19 protein-coding genes are annotated in these 25,183 nt (G+C 67.2%); 9 read left to right on the top strand and 10 right to left on the bottom strand.

Annotated elements, in window-relative coordinates; genetic code table 11:
• The first annotated feature begins 56 nt into the window (after nucleotides 1-56).
• Both IFT71_RS06520 and IFT71_RS06515 read left to right on the top strand, forming a co-directional pair.
• On the top strand, nucleotides 57-1,787 hold the full coding sequence (locus IFT71_RS06520) for a fatty acyl-AMP ligase (protein ID WP_056405660.1): 1,731 nt from the start codon (nucleotides 57-59) through the stop codon (nucleotides 1,785-1,787).
• 209 nt (nucleotides 1,788-1,996) lie between these two features.
• On the top strand, nucleotides 1,997-4,321 hold the full coding sequence (locus IFT71_RS06515) for a putative bifunctional diguanylate cyclase/phosphodiesterase (RefSeq protein ID WP_244654789.1): 2,325 nt from the start codon (nucleotides 1,997-1,999) through the stop codon (nucleotides 4,319-4,321).
• Between the two features lie 142 nt (nucleotides 4,322-4,463).
• Here IFT71_RS06515 and IFT71_RS06510 read toward each other — a convergent pair whose 3' ends face one another.
• Nucleotides 4,464-5,924: a CYTH and CHAD domain-containing protein gene (locus IFT71_RS06510; RefSeq protein ID WP_197976086.1), complete on the bottom strand. Its 1,461-nt coding sequence runs from the start codon at nucleotides 5,922-5,924 to the stop codon at nucleotides 4,464-4,466.
• A gap of 81 nt (nucleotides 5,925-6,005) precedes the next feature.
• Nucleotides 6,006-6,923 carry a helix-turn-helix domain-containing protein gene (locus tag IFT71_RS06505; protein WP_159043707.1) on the bottom strand — a complete coding sequence of 306 codons (918 nt, stop codon included), beginning with the start codon at nucleotides 6,921-6,923 and terminating at the stop codon, nucleotides 6,006-6,008.
• Between the two features lie 377 nt (nucleotides 6,924-7,300).
• On the opposite strand from IFT71_RS06505, the gene IFT71_RS06500 reads away from it, so the two are divergent.
• The 5 genes from IFT71_RS06500 (at nucleotide 7,301) to IFT71_RS06480 (ending at nucleotide 12,506) form a co-directional block, all read left to right on the top strand.
• A complete protein-coding gene (locus IFT71_RS06500) occupies nucleotides 7,301-8,299 on the top strand; it encodes an NAD-dependent epimerase/dehydratase family protein (RefSeq protein WP_037528139.1) in 999 nt (332 codons plus the stop codon).
• A gap of 59 nt (nucleotides 8,300-8,358) precedes the next feature.
• On the top strand, nucleotides 8,359-9,234 hold the full coding sequence (yghU, locus tag IFT71_RS06495; RefSeq protein ID WP_031395473.1) for a glutathione-dependent disulfide-bond oxidoreductase: 876 nt from the start codon (nucleotides 8,359-8,361) through the stop codon (nucleotides 9,232-9,234).
• 206 nt (nucleotides 9,235-9,440) lie between these two features.
• Nucleotides 9,441-10,460: a ferritin-like domain-containing protein gene (locus IFT71_RS06490; protein ID WP_192139785.1), complete on the top strand. Its 1,020-nt coding sequence runs from the start codon at nucleotides 9,441-9,443 to the stop codon at nucleotides 10,458-10,460.
• A gap of 51 nt (nucleotides 10,461-10,511) precedes the next feature.
• On the top strand, nucleotides 10,512-11,555 hold the full coding sequence (locus tag IFT71_RS06485) for a ferritin-like domain-containing protein (protein ID WP_192139783.1): 1,044 nt from the start codon (nucleotides 10,512-10,514) through the stop codon (nucleotides 11,553-11,555).
• A gap of 81 nt (nucleotides 11,556-11,636) precedes the next feature.
• Nucleotides 11,637-12,506: an outer membrane protein gene (locus IFT71_RS06480; protein ID WP_244654788.1), complete on the top strand. Its 870-nt coding sequence runs from the start codon at nucleotides 11,637-11,639 to the stop codon at nucleotides 12,504-12,506.
• 54 nt (nucleotides 12,507-12,560) lie between these two features.
• Here the strand turns inward: IFT71_RS06480 and IFT71_RS06475 are convergent, their stop codons facing one another.
• Nucleotides 12,561-13,934, bottom strand: a complete 1,374-nt coding sequence (locus IFT71_RS06475; protein ID WP_192139781.1) for an FAD/NAD(P)-binding protein — start codon at nucleotides 13,932-13,934, stop codon at nucleotides 12,561-12,563.
• Nucleotides 13,935-14,113: 179 nt separating this feature from the next.
• On the opposite strand from IFT71_RS06475, the gene IFT71_RS06470 reads away from it, so the two are divergent.
• The gene (locus IFT71_RS06470) at nucleotides 14,114-16,234 is read left to right on the top strand and encodes a M13-type metalloendopeptidase (protein ID WP_192139779.1); all 2,121 of its coding nucleotides are present in this window, start codon (nucleotides 14,114-14,116) and stop codon (nucleotides 16,232-16,234) included.
• A 145-nt stretch (nucleotides 16,235-16,379) separates the two neighbouring features.
• Here IFT71_RS06470 and IFT71_RS06465 read toward each other — a convergent pair whose 3' ends face one another.
• From IFT71_RS06465 to IFT71_RS06440, 6 genes are read right to left on the bottom strand one after another with little or no spacing between them, the layout of a single operon-like run.
• Complete coding sequence (locus IFT71_RS06465; RefSeq protein WP_192139777.1) at nucleotides 16,380-17,255, bottom strand: alpha/beta hydrolase; 876 nt, start codon at nucleotides 17,253-17,255, stop codon at nucleotides 16,380-16,382.
• A complete protein-coding gene (locus tag IFT71_RS06460) occupies nucleotides 17,255-17,878 on the bottom strand; it encodes a glutathione S-transferase (RefSeq protein ID WP_342212606.1) in 624 nt (207 codons plus the stop codon). Before IFT71_RS06460 ends, IFT71_RS06465 begins: the two co-directional genes overlap by 1 nt.
• 59 nt (nucleotides 17,879-17,937) lie before the next feature.
• On the bottom strand, nucleotides 17,938-18,573 hold the full coding sequence (locus IFT71_RS06455) for a 3-oxoacid CoA-transferase subunit B (protein ID WP_192139775.1): 636 nt from the start codon (nucleotides 18,571-18,573) through the stop codon (nucleotides 17,938-17,940).
• Nucleotides 18,573-18,884 (bottom strand): DUF5076 domain-containing protein, encoded by a 312-nt coding sequence (locus IFT71_RS06450; protein WP_042467134.1) that lies wholly within the window; start codon nucleotides 18,882-18,884, stop codon nucleotides 18,573-18,575. Before IFT71_RS06450 ends, IFT71_RS06455 begins: the two co-directional genes overlap by 1 nt.
• The gene (locus tag IFT71_RS06445; RefSeq protein WP_192139773.1) at nucleotides 18,884-19,765 is read right to left on the bottom strand and encodes an HAD family acid phosphatase; all 882 of its coding nucleotides are present in this window, start codon (nucleotides 19,763-19,765) and stop codon (nucleotides 18,884-18,886) included. The genes IFT71_RS06450 and IFT71_RS06445 overlap by 1 nt, the downstream gene beginning before the upstream one ends.
• Nucleotides 19,766-19,779: 14 nt before the next feature.
• Entirely contained in the window at nucleotides 19,780-20,490 is a 711-nt protein-coding gene (locus IFT71_RS06440) for a CoA transferase subunit A (protein WP_031440773.1), read from the bottom strand.
• Between the two features lie 116 nt (nucleotides 20,491-20,606).
• Here IFT71_RS06440 and IFT71_RS06435 point away from each other — a divergent pair, with 116 nt between their 5' ends.
• Entirely contained in the window at nucleotides 20,607-22,250 is a 1,644-nt protein-coding gene (locus IFT71_RS06435) for a thiamine pyrophosphate-binding protein (RefSeq protein WP_192139771.1), read from the top strand.
• A gap of 270 nt (nucleotides 22,251-22,520) precedes the next feature.
• Here IFT71_RS06435 and alaS read toward each other — a convergent pair whose 3' ends face one another.
• Nucleotides 22,521-25,163 carry an alanine--tRNA ligase gene (alaS, locus tag IFT71_RS06430; RefSeq protein ID WP_192139769.1) on the bottom strand — a complete coding sequence of 881 codons (2,643 nt, stop codon included), beginning with the start codon at nucleotides 25,161-25,163 and terminating at the stop codon, nucleotides 22,521-22,523.
• Between the last annotated feature and the right edge of the window lie 20 nt (nucleotides 25,164-25,183).

The following is a 25,183-nucleotide window of genomic DNA, read 5'->3' as shown; positions in this document are numbered from 1 at the left end:
AGACGACGGCGACGAACGGGCTGCTAAAGCCTGCGGTCGCACCGTCGGCCGATCCGATGCCGGCGCAGCGCACGGCGACCCCCACCGCGGACACGCTGCCGCGCCGCTTCGCCGACTTCGCGACACTTGGCGAGGCGCTCGACTATGCGGCGACGGGGCAGCGCGGCCTCAACTTCCATGACGCGCGCGGTACGCTCAGCCAGCCCTATCCCTATGCGACGCTGCGTCGTGACGCGCTGGCGATGGCGGATCGCCTGATCGCCGCCGGCGTCGCCCCCGCCGACCGCATCGCGCTGGTCGCCGAGACCGGCCCAGAATTTGCCGCGCTGTTCTTCGGTGTCGTCTATGCGGGCGCCTGGCCGGTGCCGCTGCCCCTGCCGACATCGTTCGGCGGCCGCGATTCCTATATCGAACAGCTCCGCGTCCAGCTTTCGAGCTGCGATCCCAAGATGCTGATCTTCCCGCCTGAACTCGCGCAGATGGCGAGCGAGGCGGCGCGCCTGGCGGGCACGCACGGGATCGACTGGTCCGAATTCGCGACCCGCGAAGCCCCCGCCGCCACGCTGCCCGAGGCACGTCCCGACGATATCGCCTATCTGCAATATTCGAGCGGCTCGACGCGGTTCCCGCACGGCGTCGTCATCACGCACGAGGCGTTGCTCAACAATCTCGCCGCGCACAGCCACGGCATGGAGATTTGCGACACCGATCGCTGCGTCTCCTGGCTGCCCTGGTATCACGACATGGGGCTGGTCGGCTGCTTCCTGTCGCCGATCGCCAACCAGGTCTCGACCGATTACCTCAAGACCGAGGATTTCGCGCGCCGTCCGCTCGCCTGGCTGGATCTCATCAGCCGCAACACCGGCACGACGCTCAGCTATTCGCCGACCTTCGGCTATGACATCTGTGCGCGGCGCATGTCGTCGCAGACCAAGGCGAGCGACCGGTTCGACCTGTCGCGCTGGCGCGTCGCGGGCAATGGCGCCGACATGATCCGTCCCGACGTGATGCAGTCGTTCGTCGACGCCTTTGCCGATGCCGGGTTCCAGGCCTCCGCCTTCCTGCCCAGCTACGGCCTTGCCGAGGCGACGCTGGCGGTATCGCTGATGCCGCCGGGCGAGGGGATCCGTGTCGAGCTGGTCGAGGAAACCCAGTTGTCGGGCGGCGCGCGCGGCGAGGACCGCCCGCAGCGCTACCGGGCGATCGTCAATTGCGGCAAGCCGGTGCGCGACATGACGATCGAGATCCGCGAAGAGGACGGCACCCCCCTCCCCGAGCGCGCTATCGGCAAGGTGTGGTGCAAGGGCAAGTCGGTGATGGTCGGCTATTTCCGCGACGATGCCGCCACCGCGGCGTGCATGTCCGACGGCTGGCTCGATACCGGCGACATGGGCTATATGTCCGACGGCTATATCTACATCGTCGGCCGGGCGAAGGACATGATCATCGTCAACGGCAAGAACCACTGGCCGCAGGACATTGAATGGGCGGTCGAGCAGCTGCCCGGGTTCAAGGCGGGCGACATCGCCGCATTCGCGATCACGACCCCGGGGGGCGAGGAAACGCCCGCCGTCCTCGTCCAGTGCCGCAGCTCCGACGAGGGCGAACGCCTGCGCCTGCGCGACGAGATCCGCGAACGCGTCCGATCGGTGACGGGCATGAACTGCGTGATCGAGCTGATCCCTCCCCGCACGTTGCCGCGCACCTCGTCGGGCAAGCTCAGCCGCGCCAAGGCGCGCAACCTGTACCTGAGCGGCGACATCAAGCCCTATGACATCGCCGCCTGACGACGCCTGCCCCGCCGCACCGTCCCGCCAGTGCGGCGGGACGGTCGCGGCCCCTGCCCCCGACCCGGTTATTTTTCACAACGCGGGGGATGGGAACGTTGCGATAACCAACGTGCATTAAGCCCGGCGGTGTGAACAGCCAGTCGCCTTCCGGATCCGATACGCCCCCGCCAACCATGCCGGCGCGTACACGAATGTCGACGCATCACATGCCCATCGACATGCGCGCGCTTCTCGCGCTGTCGGAAGGGTGCGATCCCAGGGAATGGGGCCGGCTTCGCGCGGCGCAGCTCGACGCCGGCCGGCAACTCGCCTGGTTCGCCCTCGCCGCCAACCTGCTCGCGACAGCCGTCTGTGCCGCATTGCTCTATCCCCGGATGCCGTTCTGGCAGGTCGCGTCATGGTCGACGCTCCTGATCGCGGGGACCGTGTTGGTGACCGTCCGCCGCCGCCTCGCTCCCTCGCGCGCTGCCGGGCATGGCGGCAGGACGGATATCCGGGCAACCTTGTGGGAGGGGGGCAGCCTCGCTCTGGCCTGGTCGGTCATCCCGGTTTTCTTCTGCCCGCAGGTCCCGGTCGCAACGAGCATCGGGCTCGGCCTCACGCTGATGATCGTGATGACGGGGGCAGCCTTCGCGATGGCGCCGCTGCCGCTCGCCACGCTCATGTTCATCGGCACACTCGGGTTCGTATCGTGCGTCCAGCTCATGCTGATGCACGCGAGTGGAATCGCCGGGGGGGTGCTCGCCTTCACCCTGTTGCTGATGACCGCCTGCCTCAGCCGGACGCGCGCGCTGGTCACGATCCACAATGCGCAGGCGGTGCTCGACGAACGCGACGAGACGATCAGCGTGCTCCTGCTCGAATTCGAGGAGAGCGCTGCCGAATGGCTGTGGGAGACCGACGCGACACGACGCGTGATCCGGCCCAGCGCCCGTTTCGCGCGGGCGTGCGGTCGCGCGCCGGCGGATATCGACGGCATGCCGATCCTCCAGCTGCTCGCCGGACCATCCTGGGACAGCGGCACGTTCGCGGCAGGCCTGCGCGCGCTTGCCGAAAAGCTGCGCAACCGGGACAGCTTCGTCAACCTGAGACTGCCGATCCGCTTCACCGAACAGGAGCGCTGGTGGCAGCTGGCCGCCGCGCCGCGATACGACGACCGCGGGATATTCTGCGGTTTCCGCGGCGTCGGCGCGGATGTCACGGACCAGCGCGCCTCCGCGGACAAGATCAACCGCATGGCGCGGTTCGACACGTTGACCGGGCTGCCCAACCGTCGGCTGATCACCGAGACGCTGTCCGACGCGATGATCGCGGCAGAGGCCTGTGGCGGACGCTGCGCGTTCATGATGCTCGATCTCGACCGGTTCAAGGCGGTCAACGACACGCTCGGCCACCCGGTCGGCGACCGGCTGCTGTGCCAGGTCGCGGAACGGCTCGGCCATATGATGAGTGCGAACGAATCCTGCGGGCGGCTTGGCGGCGACGAGTTCGCACTCGTCGTCCGCGACGCCAGCGATACGGGCGCGGTCGAGGAGCTCGCCCGACGCATCATCACCGCATTGTCGCGGCCCTATGACGTCGATCACTATACGCTGCCTATCGGCGCCAGCATCGGGCTCGCCTTCGGGCCGCGCGACGGGCGCACGTCGGAGATGCTGATCCGATCCGCCGATCTGGCGCTCTATCGCGCCAAGGATGCCGGTCGCGGCGTGTTTCGCGTCTACGAGCCAGCGCTTTACGTCCAGGCGGAGGAGCGGCGGGTGCTCGAGATCGCGCTGCGCGGCGCACTCGATCGAGGTGAGATGTCCCTCGCCTATCAGCCGATCATCGACACGCAGGGCGGCATGCTGCGCGGCTTCGAGGCGCTGCTGCGCTGGGAAAGCCCGGAGTTCGGCACGGTCCCGCCGTCCCGCTTCATCCCGCTCGCCGAAGACGCACGGATCATCGCGCAGATCGGCGCCTGGGTCCTGCGTACCGCCTGCGCCGAAGCCGCGAGCTGGCCGGAAGGTCTGCGCATCGCCGTCAACGTGTCGCCGGTCCAGCTGCAGAATGACGGTTTCGTCACGACCGTCGCGACCGTGCTTGCCGACAGCGGACTGTCCGCCGACCGGCTCGAGCTCGAGGTTACCGAGGGTGTCTTCCTCCGCGAGGATCGTGGCGCGACGACGACCCTCGCGCGTATCCTCGACCTTGGCGTCCGCCTGAGCCTCGACGATTTCGGCATTGGCCACTCGTCGCTGGGCTATCTCAGCCGCACCCGCTTCTCCTCGATCAAGATCGACGGCAGCTTCGTCCGTGCCGCAGCGCGCGGCGGCCGGGAGGCGTTGGCGATCATCCGCGCGGTGGTCGCGCTCGCGCAAAGCCTCGACATCGCGACCATCGCGGAAGGGGTGGAGACGCAGGACGAGCGTCAGCTTGTCGCGGCGCTTGGCTGTACGCACGCGCAAGGCGATCTGTTCGGCCGCGCCCTCCCCGTCACCGAAACCCGCACGCTGGCAGAGCGCGACTGGACCGATTCAGCCGCGGCCTGACGTCGCAATGACGCGTCAGCCGAGCATCCCGGCATAGCTTTGCAGCGGCGGCGGCAGGATCAGCCGGGCGAGGCCACCCCCGACAACGACGACCATCGCGCACAGGCTGATCTGCATCGACCTGCGCCGGTCGTAAACCCGATCAGCGCCAGAAGGCTTTCCGGTCGAGCAGCGCCGAGTGCGCCGCGGCAGCGCGGTCGAGCCGCTTGGCGTGTTTGCGATCGTCGACCAGCGCTGCTTCATTATCCTCCATCCCCAGCCGGGCGAGGATCGCGGGCACCGTTGCCGCGTCGTTCAGCGTGCCGAGCCGGTCCTGCAGCGTTTCGAGCGTCGAGACGAACTTGGCCTGCCGCTTTTGCTGCGCCGTATCGGCGAACAGGTCCGCGAAGAATTCCGTCGCATAGCGCAGCGTCTTGGCGTCCTTGCGGATCGCATGACGCTCGTCGTCCGTCAGCAGCGCGAGCGATGGCGCGTCGATCTTGAGCGCCTTGCGTCGCTTGCGGAGCGCCGCCGCTGCAAACGCGCTGGCGGGCGCCTCGCGCACCGCCCGCGTCGCGTCCGCCGTCGACCAGTCGCCGACCGCGAGCCACTGCGTCAGATCGAGCATCACCGCCCGCACGCGCGACGACTCCAGCGCCACATCGACCTCGTCATAGGCCAGACCGCGCGCCGCCTCGATCCGGTCAAAGACGTTCCCCGCGCCCAGCTTCGCCGCCGCCATGTCCGCCAGCACGTCGAGATCGCGCGCCTGCCCCAGCGTCTGGGCCAGCCAGCGCAGCTCGGACCGGAAATGTGCCGTCTGCTCGCGTCCCAGCACGCGCTTGAAGAGCCCAAGCGCGGCGCGCGTCCGCCGCAACGCGACACGCGCCTGGTGCAGCGCTTCCGGCGCGCGCGTTTCCAGCAGGATCGTCTCGTTCAGCCGATAATGCCGCAGGCAGGCGCCAATAACCGTCCGGAGCGCCTCGATCGTCGTCGCGTCGTCATCGAGCGACACCGGCTCGGCCTTGAAGGCGCGACGCACTGGCCCGGTCAGGCCGTAACCGCGCTCGGACTTGGTCACGACGCCGAGCCGCAGCGGCACCATATCCGCGATCCGGCGGGCCAGCGTGAACAGCGCGGTCGGGTCGCCGCGCTTAAGTTCGATCTCGACTTCGCAGACCGGCGACTGCCGCTCGCCAACCCGGACCATCCCACGGTCCAGCACGAGCTCGATCTCCGCCCCGTTCTCGCTGATCTCCCAGCTGCGTCGTTCGACCGACACGGTGAAGGCCGGCGCGAGCCGTTCGGTGGTCCCGTCGAGCAGCGCGAAGACCGGCGTGGTGTCGTCGAGACGCGGACGATCGTCCGTGACCGGCCGTTCCCATTCGGGGCGTGAAAACAGCCCGGCGCCCTTTGCCGGGTCGATCTTGATCGTCTGGATCCGCGTATCGCCCGCGCGCCGGATCCGCAGCGACGCGCCGTGCCCCCGCAGCGTTTGCTCGGGCGTGTCGAAATAGATCGCCTCGAGCATCGTGGTACGGGTCGCGTCATCCGACGGCAGTTCGCGCGCGACCTGGTCCGCGGCGTCCGCCGTCAGGACGAGCTTCAATTCGACTTCCTGCATCACCCGCGTATCCGATCTGCGTCACACCTAGACATAACGCATATCGGCGATCGAAGGGCCAACCGGATGTGCCCGCTGCGGCTAGCTTGTCAGCTCGTCGCGGCGGCCACGGCCGTCATGGACGGTGCGGATGATGCTGCTGACACTGACCGGGGGCGTCGGGATGTGCAGCGCCTGGGTCGGCGTGCCAATGACCGCCGCGCGGGCGCGCAGGCTGGATTTCAGGAACAGCGTCTCCGATGCGAGGAAACGGCGCGGCGTCGTGCCGAGGAACGTCGTCGCGTCGCGCAGGAAATGGGAGGCGTCGAAATAGCTGCTGTCGATCGCCGAATAATCGACATGGCCATCGGGCCGGATCAGCCGGATGAACGACCGCAGGAAGCGCGCGCGCCGCAACAGCATCTTGGGCAGCATGCCGAAATGGCGGGTGGCGAGCCGCCTGAGCGCGTGCGTCTCGATCCCCAGCCGGTCGGCGACATCCTGCATCTCGATCACCCCGTCGGTCACCGTCAGCGCGGCGAACGCACGGATCAGTTCCTCCTGCGGGTGCCGGCGCTGAAACAGCGGTTCCAGCACGTCGTCGAGGAACGGCTTGATCATGGCATCGTCGGACAGCGCGTCGAGCCCCGTCGTCAGCCGGCGCGACACCTCCGGACCGAGCAGCGTCTCGAGCGGCACGATGCGGTTGCGGAAGTCGCCCGCCAGCCGCGACGTCATCCGGGACCAGCCGATCGCGCTGATTCCGATCCCGACCGCGACGCCGCCATGTGTGACGGTGCGAAACGCGCGGCTGGTCGGGCCGTAGAGACTGGCGCGCTCGAGCGGCCCGAACCGGTGATTGCCGATCGCCACGGTGATCGGCCCCGCATCCGCCAGAATAGAAATCATAACTGGTGCAGGTAGATACCAGTTGACGAGCGGGTTGCGATCACTGGCCGAATAGATCGCATATCCGGTTAGGCATTCGGCAAGGCTTGCCTGGGGCAAGTCATACCGCATCCGCATTCCCGGTGGCATCGCAAATTTTTCCGGCGATACACCCGGAGAGTGTGTTCCACCAAAAACTTGATCTAAGTTCATACCATCCACTCGTTTCTGTACGGAAGTATCCGCGCGATTGCGGCCTATGGCTATACTGCTTTGCAGCGAAACGCTAGTTGTCCTATCATTTCTCCTAGTATTGATTTGCTTCAATACTTTGCCCGTTCTTCGCCGGGTCTCGACATTGAAGACCGGCCCCCGCCGCCGCCGTCCCGATGATGGACGTCGCGCTCGCGCCGCCTCGCGCGGCACAGCAGGGATGCGGGATTGATGGGGTTGACACTGGTATCGGCATCGCTTCTCGGTGCCGCCGAACCCATCAGGAAAGAACAGCGATGACAGTGATCGTAACCGGCGCCGCCGGCTTCATCGGCATGCATGTCGCGGACGCGTTGCTGGCACGTGGCGAAACGGTGTTCGGCATCGACGAATGCAACGCCTATTACGACCCCGCGCTCAAGGCGGCGCGGCTCGCCTATCTGCGTGACCGGCACGGCGCGGCCTTCACCTTCGCCAAGCTCGATTTCGCGGACACGCCCGCGCTCGACGCGGCGGTGGCAGGCCTCGACATCGACCGGATCGTCCATCTCGGTGCGCAGGCCGGCGTCCGCTATTCGATCGAGAATCCGATGGCCTATGCCCGGGCCAATCTGGTCGGGCATCTCAACATCCTCGAACTCGCGCGCGCACGGCAGGTCCGGCACCTGGTCTACGCCTCGTCCTCGTCGGTCTATGGCGGCAATGACAGCGTGCCCTTCCGCGTCGAGGATCGCACCGACCGCCCGCTGTCGCTCTATGCCGCGACGAAGAAGTCGAACGAACTGATGAGCGAAAGCTACGCGCATCTCTATCGTCTGCCACAGACCGGGCTGCGCTTCTTCACCGTCTACGGCCCCTGGGGTCGTCCCGACATGATGATGTGGATCTTCACCAAGGCGATCCTCGCCGGCGAGCCCATTCCGGTGTTCAATGCAGGCCGGATGGAGCGCGACTTCACCTATATCGACGACATCGTTGCCGGCATCGTCGCCGCGCTGGATGCGCCGCCCGCGGATGACGGCCAGGCGAAGCCCGGCGGCAGCATGGGGCCGCATCGCGTCTACAATATCGGCAACAGTCGCGCCGAACAGCTCGGCGAGGTCATCGACGTGCTCGAGCAGGCGATCGGTCGCAAGGCGATCCGCCAGGACCTGCCGATGCAGGCGGGCGATGTCGTGCGCACCTGCGCCGATGTCAGCGCGATCGGCAACGATCTCGGCTTCGCCCCCACCACCAGCATCACCGAGGGCGTGCCACGCTTCATCCGATGGTATCGCGACTATCACGGCGTCTAGGCGTTAGGATTGCCGAGACCGAACCCCGAGTCCACCCTTTCGATGCACGGAGCAGCCCGATGACCGACGCCCCGACCTATACCCCCCCGGCAATCTGGACCTGGAACCGCGACAATGGCGGCCGGTTCGCCGCGATCAACCGGCCGGTCGCCGGATCGACGCATGACAAGGATCTGCCGGTCGGGCGGCACCCGCTGCAGCTCTATTCGCTCGGCACGCCGAACGGGGTGAAGGTCACGATCATGCTCGAGGAGCTGCTGGCGCTCGGCCATGCCGGCGCCGAATATGACGCCTGGCTGATCCGGATCAACGAAGGCGACCAGTTCGGCAGCGGCTTTGTCGAGATCAATCCCAATTCCAAGATCCCGGCGCTCATGGATCGCAGCGGCACGACGCCGCTGCCGATCTTCGAATCCGGCGCGATCCTGATGCATCTCGCGGAGAAGTTCGGCGCGTTCCTGCCAACCGAACCCGCGGCGCGCGCGACCTGCCTGTCCTGGCTGTTCTGGCAGGTCGGCAGCGGCCCGTTCGTCGGCGGCGGCTTCGGCCATTTCTACGCCTATGCGCCGGTCAAGATCGAGTATGCGATCGACCGGTTCGCGATGGAGGCCAAGCGCCAGCTCGACGTGCTCGACCGCCGGCTCGCCGACAGCGCGTATCTGGCCGGCGCCGCCTATACGATCGCCGACATGGCCGCCTGGCCCTGGTACGGGGCGCTGGTCCAAGGGCAGCTCTACGACGCCGGTGAGTTCCTCCAGGTCCAGGACTATCCGAACGTGAAGCGCTGGGCGGATGCGATCGGCGCACGCCCCGCGGTCCAGCGTGGCCGCATGGTCAACCGCGTCATGGGCGATCCCGCGAGCCAACTCCACGAACGCCATGACGCCACGGATTTTGCGACCCGTACACAGGACAAGTTAAGCCCGCCATCATGAATGGCGCTATAAATGCTGTGGTGCAGCATTACTGAAAACATTGCGCGCGATTAGTGTAATTGGGGAAGTTTGCCTAAGTATTCCATTTATTTGCAACTTTATCTCCCAGCTCCCGTTCCTTGAACCGTTGTGCACACAGGATCGCCCGCCAGAGGCGATCGAGGCCGACCGTGTGCCGACGTGCCTGGTTCAGGGAGATGAAGCCAATGACCCAATCAACCCATCTGATCGATGTCCTCGATGCCCGTGTCGAACGGCGCAACGACCGGCGCGAGTTCTTCAAAAACGCACTTGGTGCGGCTGCGATGACGGCAGCCGGAGCGACCGCTCTGTCCCTCTCGAGCGCCGCCGCGGCACAGTCGGTAACCGACGCCGACGTCCTGAACTTCGCGCTCAACCTCGAATATCTCGAGGCGCAATTCTACTCCTATGCAGCCTATGGCACCGGACTCGACAACGCTCTGCTGACCGGCAGCGGTACGCAGGGTGCGGTTCGCGGCGGCCGCAAGGTCGCGTTCACTGATCCCATCGTCGAGCAATACGCGCGCGAGATCGCACAGGACGAGATCGCGCATGTCAGGTTCTTGCGCACTGCGCTCGGCAGCTCGACCGTGTCGCAGCCGGTGATCGACGTCAGCGTCTCGCCGACCAGCGCCTTCTCGGTCGCCGCACAGGCCGCCGGGCTCGTGCCTGCCGGCACCGCCTTCGATCCCTATGGCTCGGACGAGGCGTTCCTGCTCGGTGCGTTCATCTTCGAGGACGTCGGCGTCACCGCCTACAAGGGTGCCGCCCCCTTGCTCACGAACAAGACGTTTCTCGATGCCGCGGCCGGCCTGCTCGCGGTCGAGGCCTATCATGCCGCGATCGTCCGCACGACGCTGTACGGCAAGGGTATCGACGTGCCGTCGTTGCGGACCTCCGCCGATGCCATTTCGCGCGCGCGCGACAGCCTCGACGGCGGTGGCGCCAACACGACGATCTTCGGCGCAAACGATATCGATCAGGGCATCTCGTCCTACAGCGCGACGCCGATCAACCTGTCCGCCACCCAGGCGGCGGTGACCGTGTCGAACATCGTGCCGCTCGACGCCGACGGTGTCGCCTATAGCCGCTCGGTGAGCCAGGTGCTTAACATCGTGTACCTGAACAGTGGTGCAGTGGCCGCGGGCGGGTTCTTCCCGGCAGGCATGAACGGCAACATCAAGACGAGCACCGCAGCAGCCTGAACCGCTTCAGCTCTGCCGTAAGCTTTCTTTGCTATTCAGGGGATTAACCCAATGACCGACCTCAATACCAAGCTCGAAATATTCGACGCCATCGCCGCCCGGCGCAACGAACGCCGCGGCTTCCTGCGCTTTGCCGGTGGCAGCGCGCTTGCCGTCGGCGGTGCGTCGCTGCTCGCGGCCTGCGGCAACGACGATGCCGATCTCGCACCGTCGCCGACGCCCACGCCGACACCCGCGACGGGGTCCGCCATCACCGATGCCGACGTGCTGAACTTCGCGCTCAACCTCGAATATCTCGAGGCGCAGTTCTACGCATTCGCGACGTTCGGCGTTGGCCTCAACGCCAGCCTGCTGACCGGTACCGGGACTCAGGGCGCCGTGACGGGTGGCCGACAGGTGCCGTTCCAGGACGCGATCGTCCGTGAATATGCGCGCGAAATCGCCATCGACGAAGTCGCGCACGTTGCCTTCCTGCGCCGGGCACTCGGCACTGCCGCAGTCGCACAGCCTGCACTGGACATCTCTGCCGGCACCGCGGCTGCGCCGGGCGCCTTCACCTTGGCCGCACGTGCGGCACGTGTCGTTCCGGATACGGGCGTGTTCGATCCGTATGCCGACGACAACAGCTTCCTGCTCGGCGCGTTCATCTTCGAGGATGTCGGCGTCTCGGCGTACAAGGGCGGCGCAACGCTGATCGGCAACAAGACCTATCTCGAGGCGGCCGCCGGCATCCTCGCGGCAGAGGCGTATCACGCCGGCCTGATCCGCACGATCCTGTATCGCAAGGGTCTGCAGACGCCGTCGCTGCGTACCGCCGCAAACCAGATCAGCGACGCGCGCGACAGCCTGGACGGCACCGTCACCAACGCCACGACGGGCATCATCGGCGACATCGATCAGGGCATCACCGGCACCGATCCAACCGTGTCGAACATCGTCCCGACCGACGCCAACGGCCTGGCGTTCAGCCGGTCGGTCGCACAGGTGCACAACATCGCCTATCTGACCAACACCGCACGGATCGGCGGGGGCTTCTTCCCCAACGGCACCAACAACCGCACCGATGCACTGCGGACCAGCGGCGCCAACGCGTGATCGTCGTCACGAACTGAAACAGGACAACCTGGGCCGCGGCGCACATTGGGAGCGTCGCGGCCCCTCGTTTGGGGAACGACCATGAAGCATTCCATGAAACTGACCACGCTCGCCGGCCTCGCCGTTGCGGGCCTTTCTGCCGCTCCGGCCGCCGCGCAGGAAACCACCGAAGATCGTCCGTTCTCGGGCGTCTATATCGGCGCCGCGGGCGGCTATGACGTGCAGGGCAATGACGTCGGCTCGTCGATCCTGTTCGATCGCAACGGCGACGGCGCTTTCAACGACAGCGTCAACACCATCACCGGCGCCAACGCCTTCTCGCCGGGCTTCTGCAACGGCTCGGCGCGTACCGGTGCCGCGGCTTCCGGCTGCCGTAACGACGACGATGGTTGGGCCTATTACGGTCGTGCAGGCCTCGACGTTCAGCGCGGCAACATCGTCGTCGGTGTCGTCGGCGAATTCGGCACGAGCGACATCACCGACAGCACTTCGGGCTTCTCGACCACGCCTGCGAGCTACACGATGGCGCGCAAGCTGAAGTGGGAAGCGTCCGCCCGCGGCCGTCTGGGCTACGCGGTCAACACCACGCTGTTCTACGGCACGTTCGGTGCAGGCTATGCCAAGATCGACAATCTGTTCTTCACGACGAACACGGCGAACGCGTTTTCGGCGACCGGTTCGAAGAACCAGTGGGGCATTCTCGGCGGCGGCGGCATCGAGCAGAAGCTGACCAAGAACATCTCGATCGGCATGGAGTATATGTTCCACCAGTATCAGGATGACGACGCGCGCGTTCGCGTGACGGCGGGCACGGCACTGGCCGGCAGCCCGGTTCTGCTGGCGAACAATCCGTTCCTGATCGCGCCAAACACCAGCGGCACCGATTTCCGCCGCAGCGACGAGAAGTTCCGCTGGCACAGCCTGCGCGCCACGGCGGCGTTCCGGTTCTGAGCCTATGCGCTGCCAGCATCGCATGATGCTGGCAGCGTAGAGCGTCCGGCGAGCCTAGAGCCCCTCGCCGCCGACCCACTGTGCATTCGACAGGCGTCGTGCCAGATCCCAGCTCTGCTGCCGGATATCGGGGACCGCGACGACCTCCCACAGCCCCCCGCGGGTCATCGGCCCGATACAGTGAAGCCGCTGTTCGGCATGCCCGTCGCGGCCGATCGCCTGCGACTGCGCATCGACATCGACCCCGAGACGAAGCGGATCGGGCCGGATCGCCCCGTCCGCGATCAAATGCCGGATCAGCGGCTCGCTCGATCGCATCAGGTCGCCCTGCGGCCCGGTACAGTTTACGATCCGCGCCGCCCGCGTGACGACCGCCTGGTCCGTGCCGCGGGGCCGCCAGCTGAGGTCGACCGCGTCATCCGCCGCGACGGCGGACACGATCTTTCCCGCCGCGAACCGCAGCCGCCCGATCGAGACCAGCGCATCGACCCGGTCCGCGACCTCCGGCGCCAGCCGATGCCGGTGGACGTCCCAATAGGGCCGTGCGTGCCGCAGGAACCGTGCGCGCTGCGATGTCGGGGCGGCGGCCCAGAGCATCTGGGTCACGGGGCGAAGCTCGTCGACCGCCGCGCGCCAGCCATCCGCCTTGGCACGATCGCGGACGTGCCGGACGATCGCCGACAAATCCCCCTGCGGCTTGTCGAGGACCCGCGCGGGCGGCGCGCCATCGACATGCCGCCGCGGTGAGAGCCCGCGCCGCGACACCGCCAGGATCTGTCCCGAAAACCCGCCGGCATCGAGCAGCAGCGCGGCGTCGATCGCGGTCAACCCGGTCCCGACCAGCACGACCGTGTCGTCCGGCCCGAGCCCCTCGCCAATGTCCGACGCCCAGGGATCCGCGCTATAGCGTCCGGGCGGAAGGTCGTCGGGGTTGAGCCCCGGCGGCGTGTGCGGCGGCAGGTTGCCGAGCGCGAGCACCGCACTGTCCGCGGCAATCGCGCTGCCATCCGCCATCGTCACCGCAAGCCTGTCGGTGCTGGCGAAGTCGATCGCGCAGACCTCGCCTTGCGCAAGCACCAGCCGTCCCGCCGATTGCGCGATCGTCGCGTCGAGCATCTCGCGCAGATACAGGCCGTAGGTCGTGCGCGGCACGAACGTCTTGCGGTCGCCGTCGCCGCGCGCTTCGAGCCAGCGGACGAAATGGTCGGGATCGTCGGGGAGCGCGCTCATGTTGCCCGCGCGCACGTTGAGCAGGTGGCTCGGATGCGCCGCGCTATACGCGACGCCGCGTGCGAGCTGGCGCTGGCGCCGCTCGACCAAAGTCGCGCGCGGTCCGCCGTGCCGCATCAGGTTGATCGCCAGCAACGTGCCCGAAAAACCGCCCCCGACGATGACGACATGATCGTCCGGTCCCGCGATACGTGTCATCCTGCCCCCATTTGCCGCAAAATCATCGTGCCCGCTCGATAGGCGCAAAGCGGCCCGACGCACAGCCGGCACGCGCAACGCACGGGGAACATAGAAGGATTGCACAAACGACAGCGCTGTTGCACTTTCTCGTCCATGGCCTGCCGGTCCCGGTCTGGCCCTCCCCCGGAGATCGCCCTGTGAAATCGAAGTTCGCCGTTCTTGTCTCGCTGATCGCCATCGCCGCCGCCACGCCCGCCACCGCGCAGGACCTTCACGCCTGTATCGACGAGGCGTGTACGCTCGAATCGATCCTGCCGCAGGACGCGGCATCGGGCACGCCCGCAGCCGATGCGGCGGCCGCGACGCGCTATGGCCGCTGGGGCTTCGACCTTGCCGGCATGGACAAGAGCGTGAAGCCCGGCAACGACTGGTTCGACTATGTGAACGGCAGCTGGGTCAAGAGAACGCAGATCCCGGCGGACCGCTCGTCCTACGGCGCCTTCGCGGTACTGCGCGACCTGTCCGAGGCACGCATGCGCACGCTGGTCGAGGGCTATAAGCCCGGCGACGCCGCCAACCCCGATCGCGCCAAGGTCGCGACGCTCTACCAAGGCTTCATGGACGAAGCCGCGATCGAACGCGCTGACGCTGCACCGCTGTTGCAGCGGCTCGCCCCGGTCAAGGCCGCGACGACGAAGGACGATGTCGCGGTGCTGATGGGCAAGTCGATGGGCGGGTTCGGCGCCAGCTTCTTCGGTCCCGGCGTCAACGACGACGCGAAGCAGCCCGACGTCTATGCGCTGTATCTGCGCCAGTCGGGCCTGGGGCTCGGCGACCGCGACCTGTATCTTGATCCGAAATTCGCGCCGCAGGTCGTGCGCTACCAGGCCTATGTCGCGCAGATGCTCGGCATGGCGAACTGGCCGGACGCGCAGGCCGCCGCGGCAAAGATCGTCGCGATGGAGACGCGGATCGCGCAGGCGCACTGGACCCGCGCGCAGAGCCGCGACCGCGACAAGACCTACAACCCGATGACGCTCGCGCAGCTTCAGGCGCAGGCGCCGGGCTTCCCCTGGGCCAAGTTCTGGACTGCCGCGGGCATCGACAAGGCCAACCGCGCGATCGTCGCGCAGAACACCGCCTTTCCGAAGATCGCCGAGGTCTTCGCCACCACCGACCTCGACACGCTGAAGGCCTGGCAGGCGTTCCGCACCGCCGACGACATCGCGCCCCTGCTGTCGAAGCGGTTCGTCGACGCCAATTTCGACTTCCGCTCGAAATTCCTCAACGGCCAGCCGCAGCAGCGCGATCGCTGGAAGCGCGGGATCGGCGTTACCGAACGCGCGCTGGGCGAGGCGATCGGCCGCGATTACGTCGCGCTCTATTTCCCGCCGGCTTCGAAGACCAAGATGGACGAACTCGTCGGCAACCTGCGGATCGCACTGCGCGGGCGGATCGACGGTCTGCCCTGGATGGGTGCCGCGACCAAGCAGGAGGCGCAGGCCAAGCTCGCCAATTTCAGCGTGAAGGTCGGCTATCCCGACAAATGGCGTGACTATAGCGCGCTGCAGATCACCCCGGGCGACCTGATCGGCAATGTCGAGCGCGCCGGGCGGTTCGAATGGGACTATCGCCGCAACCGCATGGGCGGCCCGGTCGACAAGGCCGAATGGGGCATGACCCCGCAGACCGTGAACGCCTATTACAACTCGGTGAAGAACGAGATCGTCTTCCCCGCAGCGATCCTCCAGCCGCCGTTCTTCGATCCGGATGCCGATCCCGCGGTCAATTACGGCGGCATCGGCGGCGTGATCGGGCACGAGATCAGCCACGGCTTCGACGATCAGGGTCGCAAGTCCGACGGCAAGGGCGTGCTGCGCGACTGGTGGACCGCGCAGGATGCCGCCAAGTTCGAGGCACAGGCGGTCAAGCTCGGCGCGCAGTACGAGGCCTATACCTTCGAAGGCCTGCCCGGCGTGAAGATCAACGGCCGCGCCTCGATGGGCGAGAATATCGGCGATCTCGGGGGCGTGCTGATCTCGCTTGACGCCTATCACACCTCGCTCGGCGGCAAGCCTGCGCCGGTGCTCGACGGCTATAGTGGCGACCAGCGCTTCTTCCTCGGCTGGGGTCAGGTCTGGCGCACGCTGTTCCGCACCGAGGCGCTGCGCCAGCAGCTCGTCAGCGATCCCCATTCGCCGGGGCAGATCCGTGCGATCAACCCGCTGCGCAACGTCGACGCCTGGTACAAGGCGTTCGACGTGAAGCCCGGGGACGCGCAATATCTCGCGCCCGCGGACCGCGTCCGGATCTGGTAAGGCCGCAAGCCCGCCGCCGGACACAAAAAATCCGGCGGCGGGCCAAGGTCGGGGCGGCGGGGCTCCGTCCTGTCAACGAGGGTGGCGGTGTTCCTGCTCGTCCGTCGTCATCCTCGCCCCCCGACCGTCGACGGCCGGGACGCGGTCAGCGCATCGCCTGGTTCAGGAATGCCACGCTGTCCGAGAGTACCGGCGCCTTGCCGCGGAACGGCTTGGACAGCGCCATCGCCACATCCTCGTGGCTGAGCCCCGGATAGTCGACATGCCGCACCGGGGCGCCGAGCGCGGTCAGCTTCGCCGTCAGATTGTCGGCATTGTGCGCCTTCACCTGCGTGTCGTCGCCCGCCGACACCAGCAACATCGGTGGCGCATCGCGTCGCGCGAAGTGGATCGGCTGGGTCATCACGGGATCCGCCGCCCCCTGCATCGCGTCGATCGCGCGCCTGGCGGTGAACGGGTAGAAGTCATAGGGCCCGCACAACCCGACCGCGGCCTTGATGATCCGCGGGTCGACACCTTCCGCACGCAACCAGCGCGGGTCGAGCGTCAGCATCGCGACCGTATACGCCCCCGCGGAGTGACCCGCGACCGCGATCCGGTTCGGGTCGCCGCCCGACGCCTCGATATGATCGCGCGTCCACTTCACCGCCCCGGCGCCATCCTGCAGGAAGGCGGGGAAGCGCACCTCGGGAACCTTGCGGTAATCGGGCATGACGACGACATAGCCCGCCTTCGCATAGGCGCGCGCGGCAAACGCATAGGCGCTGCGCGACCCGTGCACCCAGCCGCCGCCATACCAGAAGATCAGCACTGGCAGCCCCGTCTTCGCGCCGCCCGATGGCCGCCACACGTCGAGTTTCTGGCCATGCGTGCCGAACGGAACGCCTTCCCGTACCCGTGCGGTGCCGCGGCCGCCGCCCATTATCCCATCGAGCACGCTGAGCGTCCCCGGCCCCGCGGTGAACGCCGTGCCCGCAATCAGGATCACGATCAGCGCGATGACAATGGCAACGCGGCGCATCAGCGACGGAAATCTGCGATAATCGATCCGCTGGCTGCCAGTTCGGCCTCGTGCCCTGCCTCGCGCCACGTCTCGGCAAGCGCGGCGTCTTCCCATTCGCGCATCGCCGGATGCGCGATGATCCGCTCGACCCACGCTAGGCCCTGCGGACCGACATCGATCCCGTAGGTGCGGACGCGAAACGCAACAGGCGCATAAAAGGCGTCGACGGCGGTGAACTCGGCGCCTGCGAGCCAGGGCCCGCCGAAGCGGCCGAGACCTTCCGCCCAGAGTTCGGTGACGCGCGCGACGTTGCGGTCGAGCGCGTCACTGCCGCGGACCGGATCGACGCGGACGCCGACGTTCATCGTCCGCTCGTTGCGCAGCGCCGCGAACCCGCCATGCATCTCTGCCGCCGCGCAGACCGCCCAGGCGCGCGCGTCGCCATCGGACGGCCAGACGCCATCGTGCCGCTCGGCGAGGTAAAGCGCGATCCCCAGCGAATCCCACACCGTCCGCTCGCCATCGATCAACACCGGCACCTGCCCGGTCGGCGAGAACATCCGGAACGCATCGTAATTCTCGGGCGCGAGGAAGGGTTCGATCCGATCCTCGAACGCGATCCCCAGCGCCCGCATCAACACCCACGGCCGAAGCTACCAGCTGGAATAATTCCGGTTCGCGGTAACAAGCGTATAGCCCATCAGGTGGTGTAGCGCGCGGTGGTCTTCGCCGCTACCTCGTCCGCGGTCACGCCGGGCGCGAGTTCGACGAGCCTGAACGGCGACTCATGGTCGCCGCGCTGGAACACCGCCAGGTCGGTGACGATCATGTCCACCACGTTCTTGCCAGTCAGCGGCAGCGAGCAGGACGGAATGAACTTCGGCGTCCCGTCCTTGGCGGTGTGATCCATGACGACGATGATCTGCTTGACGCCCGCGACCAGATCCATCGCGCCGCCCATGCCCTTGATCATCTTGCCCGGGATCATCCAGTTGGCGATGTCGCCGTCTTCGCTGACCTCCATCGCGCCGAGTACCGTCAGGTCGATATGCCCGCCGCGGATCATCGCGAAGCTGTCGGACGAGCTGAAATAGACCGACGAGGGCAGCTCGCTGATCGTCTGCTTGCCCGCGTTGATCAGGTCGGCATCTTCTTCGCCCGCATAGGGGAACGGCCCGATCCCGAGCATCCCGTTCTCCGACTGGAGCGTGACGGTCATGCCGTCGGGAATGTTGTTCGCGACGAGCGTCGGGATGCCGATGCCGAGATTGACGTAATAGCCGTCCTTCAGTTCCTGTGCGGCCCGCGCCGCCATCTGGTTGCGATCCCACGGCATCAGTTGAGCGTTCCTTCCTGGATGGTGGTGATGGTCGTGACCTGGTCGCGCAGTTCGGCGCTGACGCCGTCGACGATCGCCTGCAGCGCGGCATCCTCGGCGATGCCCCAGGTGCCCGCATAGGCGCGGGCGGCGTGACGGATCGTGTCGGCGAGGAGGTAGCCGAACACCGTCGGATCCTCGAGGATGCCCGCGTCGATCAGCACGTTGCTGCCCGCATTGTTGGTGATCCAGATCCGCGCGACCTCGACCGATTCGTCCGTCAACGCGGCGCCGGGATCGAGCTTGATCGCGTTGGGGTGGTCGGTCATCAGTGGATTCCCTGTGTCGGCGCCCAGTGGATCGCGGGCGGAAAGACCTCGTCACGGCTACCTTTCAGCGCGGTGCCGTAGACGGGGTTCGGCAGCACGAACCACCCTGCCCCCCATTTCGCCGTGATCGCGGGCGACTGCACCACCGCACGCCGCGCGGCGGGGGTCTGGCCTGCGTTGAACAGGTCGCTGAAATCGCCGAGCTGGTCGCCGCCCATCGCGACGACGCAATAGCGCGCGGCGATCGTCGCGCGGCGGCCGTCCTTCTTTGATCCGGTCGCGTCGTCGCCGGCGAGGAACAGGGTCTCGCCATGGCGGGCGGGGCCAAGTCCCGCGGCTTCGATCGCCGCCTGCGTCTGTGCGGCGTTGGCGGCGGCGCGGTTGGAGTTGAAGACCACCGTCACGCCCAACGCCCGCAACTGCGTCAGTGCGGCGAGCGCGCCGGGAACGGGCGCGACCTGCTTGATGCCGGTGCGCTCCCACTCCTGCCAGCGCGGTTCGGACCAGGGCCGCCCCGTCGACGCATCATATTCGAAGCCGAGATTGAGCAACACGGTCTCGTCGACGTCGAACACCGCGGCCTTCGGCTTGCTACCACATCCGGTCCAGCTGGGCGCGGCGAGCGTCGCGCCTGGCGCAAGTACGACCGATGTCGGCGTACGCTGCGCACGGACATAGCCGACGAGCGCGTTCCATGCCTGGATGCTGGCGGCTGCGGCCTCGCCCGAGGCGTAGAGATACTGCATGCCCGCGGGGACGCCGTCGACGGTCACCGGTGCGGCGACGATCGCGGTCGGCGAGGTCACGCTGACGCACCCTTGCAGAACCAGTGCTCCTGCGAGCGCAGCGGTCCAGGGAAAATGGCCGCGTTTGCGGCACATTATCGGGCTTGGTTTCACGCGGAGACCCGCTCGCGAACGGTGCGGAATTCGATCTTCTTGTCGTAGGGTGCGCCGACGATCATCCGCTTCACATAGATCCCCGGCAGGTGGATCGTATCGGGATCGAGGCTGCCAACGGGAACGATCTCCTCGACCTCGGCGACGCAGATCTTGCCCGCGGTCGCCATCGGCTGGTTGAAGTTGCGCGCGGTCTTGCGGAAGATGAGATTCCCGCTCTCGTCCGCCTTCCAGCCCTTGATGATGCTCAGGTCCGCACGGATGCCGCGTTCGAGGATATAATCCTGCCCGTCGAAGCTCTTCACCTCCTTGCCCTCCGCCACCAAAGTGCCGACGCCGGTCTTGGTGTAGAAGCCGGGAATACCCGCGCCGCCCGCGCGGCAGCGCTCGGCAAGCGTACCCTGCGGGCAGAACTCGACCTCGAGCTCGCCGCTCAGATATTGCCGCTCGAATTCCTTGTTCTCGCCGACATAGGACGAGATCATCTTCTTCACCTGGCGCGAACGGAGCAGCTTGCCGAGACCCTGCCCGTCGATCCCGGCATTGTTGCTCGCGATCGTCAGGTCCTTGACGCCCGACGCCTCGATCGCGTCGATCAGCCGCTCGGGGATGCCGCACAGCCCGAACCCGCCCGCGCAGATCGTCATCCCGTCGAACAGCACGCCCTCGAGTGCCGCCGCCGCGTCGGTGTAGCGCTTGTTCGCCATGCATCCTCCTATCGTCTTTACCGCGGCATAATGCGCCGGGCAGTGGACGGCAATGTCGGGCGGGCGTTCTCGACTTGGTGACGATTGCCGGGCTACGGTGCCGACAGGAGATTGTCATGACCCAGCGTACCGGCGGCCAAATTCTCGTCGACCAACTCGTCGCACAAGGCTGCGACCGTATTTTCACCGTACCCGGCGAAAGCTTCCTCGCAGTGCTCGACGCGTTGCACGACACGCCCGCCATCGAGACGGTGGTATGCCGGCAGGAAGGCGGCGTGGCGTTCATGGCCTGCGCGGACGGCACGCTGACGCACCGCCCCGGTATCGCCTTCGTCACGCGCGGGCCCGGTGCGACCAACGCATCGATCGGCGTGCATGTCGCGATGCAGGACTCCCAGCCGATGATCCTGTTCGTCGGCGATATCGACCGCGGCACGCGTGACCGCGAGGCGTTCCAGGAGATTGATTTTCAGGCGATGTTCGCGCCCATCGCCAAATGGGCGGCGCGGATCGACGATGCCCGGCGGATCCCCGAATATGTGGCGCGCGCCTATGCGACCGCGATGTCGGGCCGGCCCGGGCCGGTGGTGCTCGCACTGCCCGAAGACATGCTGCTGGACATGGTCGAGGCGGTCGATCGGCCGCGGGTCGAGCGCGTCGCGCAGGCGTGCGACGCGGACATGATGGACCTGCTCGCGGATCTGCTGACGACCGCCGAACGGCCGGTGGCGATCGTCGGTGGCGCAGGCTGGGATGCGGCCGCGTCGGGGGCGTTCTCGACCTGGGCGGATCGCAACGGCATTCCCGTCGCGGCGGCGTTCCGGCGACAGGATGCGATCCCGAACGCCTGCCCGGTCTGGGCGGGCAACCTCGGCTATGGCCCCAATCCCAAGCTCGTTGAGCGGGTGAAGGCAGCCGACCTGCTGCTCGTCGTCGGCCCCCGGCTCGGCGAGGCGACGACCGATGGCTACGCGCTGGTGACGCCCGATCATCCGGGGCAGCGGATCGTCCATGTCCATCCCGATCCCAATGAGCTGAACCGCACCTATCACGCCGACGTCGCGGTGTGCGCGGGGATGGCCGAATTCGCCGAGGCACTGCTTGCGGTCGACCTGCCGCCGCGGACCGCGGGTCAGGAGGCGCATGCTGAGTGGCGCGCCTGGTCGACGCCGGCGCCGCGCGATCTGGTCATGGACCTGGGGCCGTGCGTCGCGGCGATGCGCGAGCGACTGCCCGCGGATGCGATCCTCTGCAACGGCGCGGGAAATTATTCGGGCTGGTGGCATCGCTACTGGGCCTATGCCGGGCCGGGAACGCAGCTTGCCCCGACCGCCGGGGCGATGGGCTACGGCGTACCCGCCGCGGTCACCGCGTCCCTGAGGCATCCCGAACGAACCGTGGTCGCGCTGGCGGGTGACGGCTGCTTCCTGATGAACGGGCAGGAGCTGGCGACCGCGGTCGCGCAGCGCGCGGACATGCTGGTGCTGGTCGTCGACAATGGCGGCTACGGTACGATCCGGATGCATCAGGAGCGCGAATATCCGGGGCGGGTGTCGGGAACCGCGCTGCGCAATCCCGACTTCGCCGCGCTGGGCCGGGCCTATGGGTGCTGGGCGGAAACGGTCACCAAGACCGAGGATTTCGCCGCGGCGCTCGACCGGGCGATGTCGCGGTCCGGGGTGCGGTTGCTGCATCTAGTGACGGATATCGAGGCGATTACCGCCGGGACGACGCTGGCGGCGATGCGCGGGGCGGCGTGATCCTTATTGGGTGAGGGCGCGACCGGCACACCTCATGCCCCACCCCGGCGAAGGCCGGGGCCCAGTTGGGGGACGGCAATAACGGGGGACGGTACTCTGTTACCTCGGCCTTCCCAACTGGGCCCCGGCTTTCGCCGGGGTGGCGTGGAGATATTTGACAACTTTCTTCTCACCGTTCCCCCGCGAAGGCGGGGGCCCGGGGTAGCGCACGCTACCGGTACTTAGCTGGGCCCCCGCGTCCGCGGGGGACCGGCCCAGAGCAAAAGCCCCTTAGCCCGCCAGCTTCGCCCGCACCGCCGCAACCGCATCCGCTGCCTTGTCGCCATCAGGCCCACCACCCTGAGCCATGTCGGGACGGCCGCCGCCACCCTGCCCGCCGAGCGCGGTGACCGCGATCTTCAGCAGGTCGACCGCATTGTGGCTCGCGACCAGATCCGCGGTCACACCGACCGCGACCGAGGCGCGGCCGTCGTTGATTGCGACGAGCATCGCGATCCCCGACCCCAGCCGCTGCTTGGCCTCGTCGACCGCGCCGCGCAGGCCCTTCGCCTCGAAGTCGTTCAGCACCTGCCCGATAAAGGCCACGCCGCCGACCTGCTCGGGTCCCGCCGCCTCACCGGAACCGCCGCCGCCAAGCGCCAGCGCCTTCTTCGCATCGGCCAGCTCACGCTCGAGCCGCCGGCGATCCTCGATCAGCGCTGCGACGCGCGCGGGCACTTCGTCGGGAGTCGATTTCAGCGCCGCCGCCGCCTCGCGCAGGCGATCGTCACGCCCGGTCAGATAGGCGCGCGCGGCCTCGCCGGTCAGCGCCTCGACGCGGCGCACACCGCTCGACACCGCGCCTTCGCCGACGACCTTGAACAGCCCGATATCGCCGAGTGCGGTGACGTGCGTGCCGCCGCATAGCTCGATCGAATAGGTGCCCTCGTCCGTGGCCCCCATCGACACAACGCGGACCTCGTCGCCATATTTCTCGCCGAACAGCGCCATTGCGCCCATCGCGATCGCGTCGTCGGGGGTCATCAGCAGCGTCGTCACCGCGCCATTGCCGCGGACCTGTGCGTTCACATCGGCCTCGACCTGCGCGATGTCGGCGGGCGTCATCGCGACCGGCTGCGAGAAGTCGAAGCGAAGGCGATCGGGCGCGACTAGGCTCCCCTTCTGCGCGACATGCTTGCCGAGGCGCTCCCGCAAGGCCTCATGCAACAGATGCGTAGCGGAGTGGTTGGCACGGATCTGTGCTCGGCGCGCGACGTCGATCTGCAGCTTGACGGTATCGCCGACCTTGATCCCGCCCGACTCGACCATCGCATGATGGACGAACACGCGGCCGAGCTGCTTCGACGTCTCGGTGACGGTCGCGCGCAGCCCGGTGTCGGTCGAGATGTGCCCGGCATCGCCGACCTGCCCGCCGCTCTCGCCGTAAAAGGGCGTCTGGTTGACGACGATCGACACCGTATCACCCGTCGTCGCATGGTCGACGCGCGCGCCGTCCTTGACGAGCGCGACGACCTCACCTTCGCCGGTGTCCGAGGCGTAGCCAAGGAACTCGGTGCCGCCGCTCTGCTCGACGATGTCGAACCAGATATCGTCCGAGGCCTTTGCGCCCGAGCCCTTCCACGCGGCCCGCGCCGCGCGCTTCTGCTCGGCCATCGCGGTGTCGAAGCCTTCGCGGTCGACCGCGAGCCCGCGTTCGCGCAGCGCGTCCTCGGTCAGGTCGTACGGGAAGCCATAGGTGTCGTAGAGCTTGAACGCGACGTCACCGGCCAGCGTACCCTCGGTCATGTCCGCGGTCGCCTCATCGAGCAGCTTCAGCCCCTTGTCGAGCGTCTGGCGGAACCGCGTCTCCTCCTGCTGCAGCGTCGCCTCGATCAGCGGCTGCGCCCGGAACAGCTCGGGATAGGCCGCGCCCATTTCGGTGACGAGCGACGGCACCAGCCGGTGCATCAACGGCTCCTTCGCGCCCAGGATGTGCGCGTGGCGCATCGCGCGGCGCATGATCCGGCGCAGCACATAGCCGCGACCCTCGTTCGCCGGCAGCACGCCGTCCGCGACCAGGAAGCCCGCGGTGCGCAGGTGGTCGGCGATAACGCGGTGGCTCGCGGTGTTCGCGCCGTCGGTCGCGGTATGCGTCAGCGCGCCGGAGGCTGCGATCAGCGCCTTGAACGTGTCGGTGTCGTAATTGTCGGTGACGCCCTGCATGACTGCGGCGATGCGCTCGAGCCCCATGCCGGTGTCGATCGAGGGCTTGGGCAGATTGCCGACGATCTCGGCATTTTCCTGCTCATATTGCATGAACACGAGGTTCCAGATCTCCACGAAGCGATCGCCGTCCTCGTCGGGGCTGCCGGGAGGGCCACCGGGGATGTGATCGCCGTGGTCGTAGAAGATCTCCGAGCACGGCCCGCACGGCCCGTTGTCGCCCATCGACCAGAAATTGTCCTTGGTCGGGATGCGGATGATGCGGTGCTCAGGGAGGCCCGCGATCTTCTTCCAGAGGTCGAACGCCTCGTCGTCAGTGTGATAGACGGTCGCGGTCAGCTTGTCCGGCGACAGGCCCCAGTCCTTGGTCAGCAGCGTCCACGCATGCGTGATCGCCTGTTCCTTAAAATAATCGCCGAACGAGAAATTGCCGAGCATTTCGAAGAAGGTGTGATGCCGCGCGGTGTAGCCGACATTGTCGAGATCATTGTGCTTGCCGCCCGCGCGGACGCACTTCTGGCTGGACGTCGCGGTCGTATAGGGGCGCGATTCGAGGCCGGTGAAGACGTTCTTGAACGGCACCATCCCCGCATTGACGAACATCAGCGTCGGGTCGTTCTGCGGCACGAGCGGCGCAGAGGGCACGATCTGGTGTCCCTGCGAACCAAAATAGTCGAGGAAGCCGCGGCGGATGTCGTTCGTCGATGTCATGCCGCCGACTTAGGCGAGCA

It is taken from the genome of Sphingomonas sp. CFBP 13733 (genome assembly GCF_014841795.1).
Taxonomy (GTDB): Bacteria; Pseudomonadota; Alphaproteobacteria; order Sphingomonadales; family Sphingomonadaceae; genus Sphingomonas; species Sphingomonas aerolata.
This window is presented reverse-complemented; position numbering and strand designations above follow the sequence as displayed.

Coding starts and splice junctions, on each gene's coding strand:
- IFT71_RS06520 (WP_056405660.1), top strand. CDS start 57: ATGCCGGCGCAGCGCACGGCGACCCCCACCGCGGACACGCTGCCGCGC.
- IFT71_RS06515 (WP_244654789.1), top strand. CDS start 1,997: ATGCCCATCGACATGCGCGCGCTTCTCGCGCTGTCGGAAGGGTGCGAT.
- IFT71_RS06510 (WP_197976086.1), bottom strand. CDS start 5,924: ATGCAGGAAGTCGAATTGAAGCTCGTCCTGACGGCGGACGCCGCGGAC.
- IFT71_RS06505 (WP_159043707.1), bottom strand. CDS start 6,923: ATGCGGTATGACTTGCCCCAGGCAAGCCTTGCCGAATGCCTAACCGGA.
- IFT71_RS06500 (WP_037528139.1), top strand. CDS start 7,301: ATGACAGTGATCGTAACCGGCGCCGCCGGCTTCATCGGCATGCATGTC.
- yghU (WP_031395473.1), top strand. CDS start 8,359: ATGACCGACGCCCCGACCTATACCCCCCCGGCAATCTGGACCTGGAAC.
- IFT71_RS06490 (WP_192139785.1), top strand. CDS start 9,441: ATGACCCAATCAACCCATCTGATCGATGTCCTCGATGCCCGTGTCGAA.
- IFT71_RS06485 (WP_192139783.1), top strand. CDS start 10,512: ATGACCGACCTCAATACCAAGCTCGAAATATTCGACGCCATCGCCGCC.
- IFT71_RS06480 (WP_244654788.1), top strand. CDS start 11,637: ATGAAGCATTCCATGAAACTGACCACGCTCGCCGGCCTCGCCGTTGCG.
- IFT71_RS06475 (WP_192139781.1), bottom strand. CDS start 13,934: ATGACACGTATCGCGGGACCGGACGATCATGTCGTCATCGTCGGGGGC.
- IFT71_RS06465 (WP_192139777.1), bottom strand. CDS start 17,255: ATGCGCCGCGTTGCCATTGTCATCGCGCTGATCGTGATCCTGATTGCG.
- IFT71_RS06455 (WP_192139775.1), bottom strand. CDS start 18,573: ATGCCGTGGGATCGCAACCAGATGGCGGCGCGGGCCGCACAGGAACTG.
- IFT71_RS06450 (WP_042467134.1), bottom strand. CDS start 18,884: ATGACCGACCACCCCAACGCGATCAAGCTCGATCCCGGCGCCGCGTTG.
- IFT71_RS06445 (WP_192139773.1), bottom strand. CDS start 19,765: ATGTGCCGCAAACGCGGCCATTTTCCCTGGACCGCTGCGCTCGCAGGA.
- IFT71_RS06440 (WP_031440773.1), bottom strand. CDS start 20,490: ATGGCGAACAAGCGCTACACCGACGCGGCGGCGGCACTCGAGGGCGTG.
- IFT71_RS06435 (WP_192139771.1), top strand. CDS start 20,607: ATGACCCAGCGTACCGGCGGCCAAATTCTCGTCGACCAACTCGTCGCA.
- alaS (WP_192139769.1), bottom strand. CDS start 25,163: ATGACATCGACGAACGACATCCGCCGCGGCTTCCTCGACTATTTTGGT.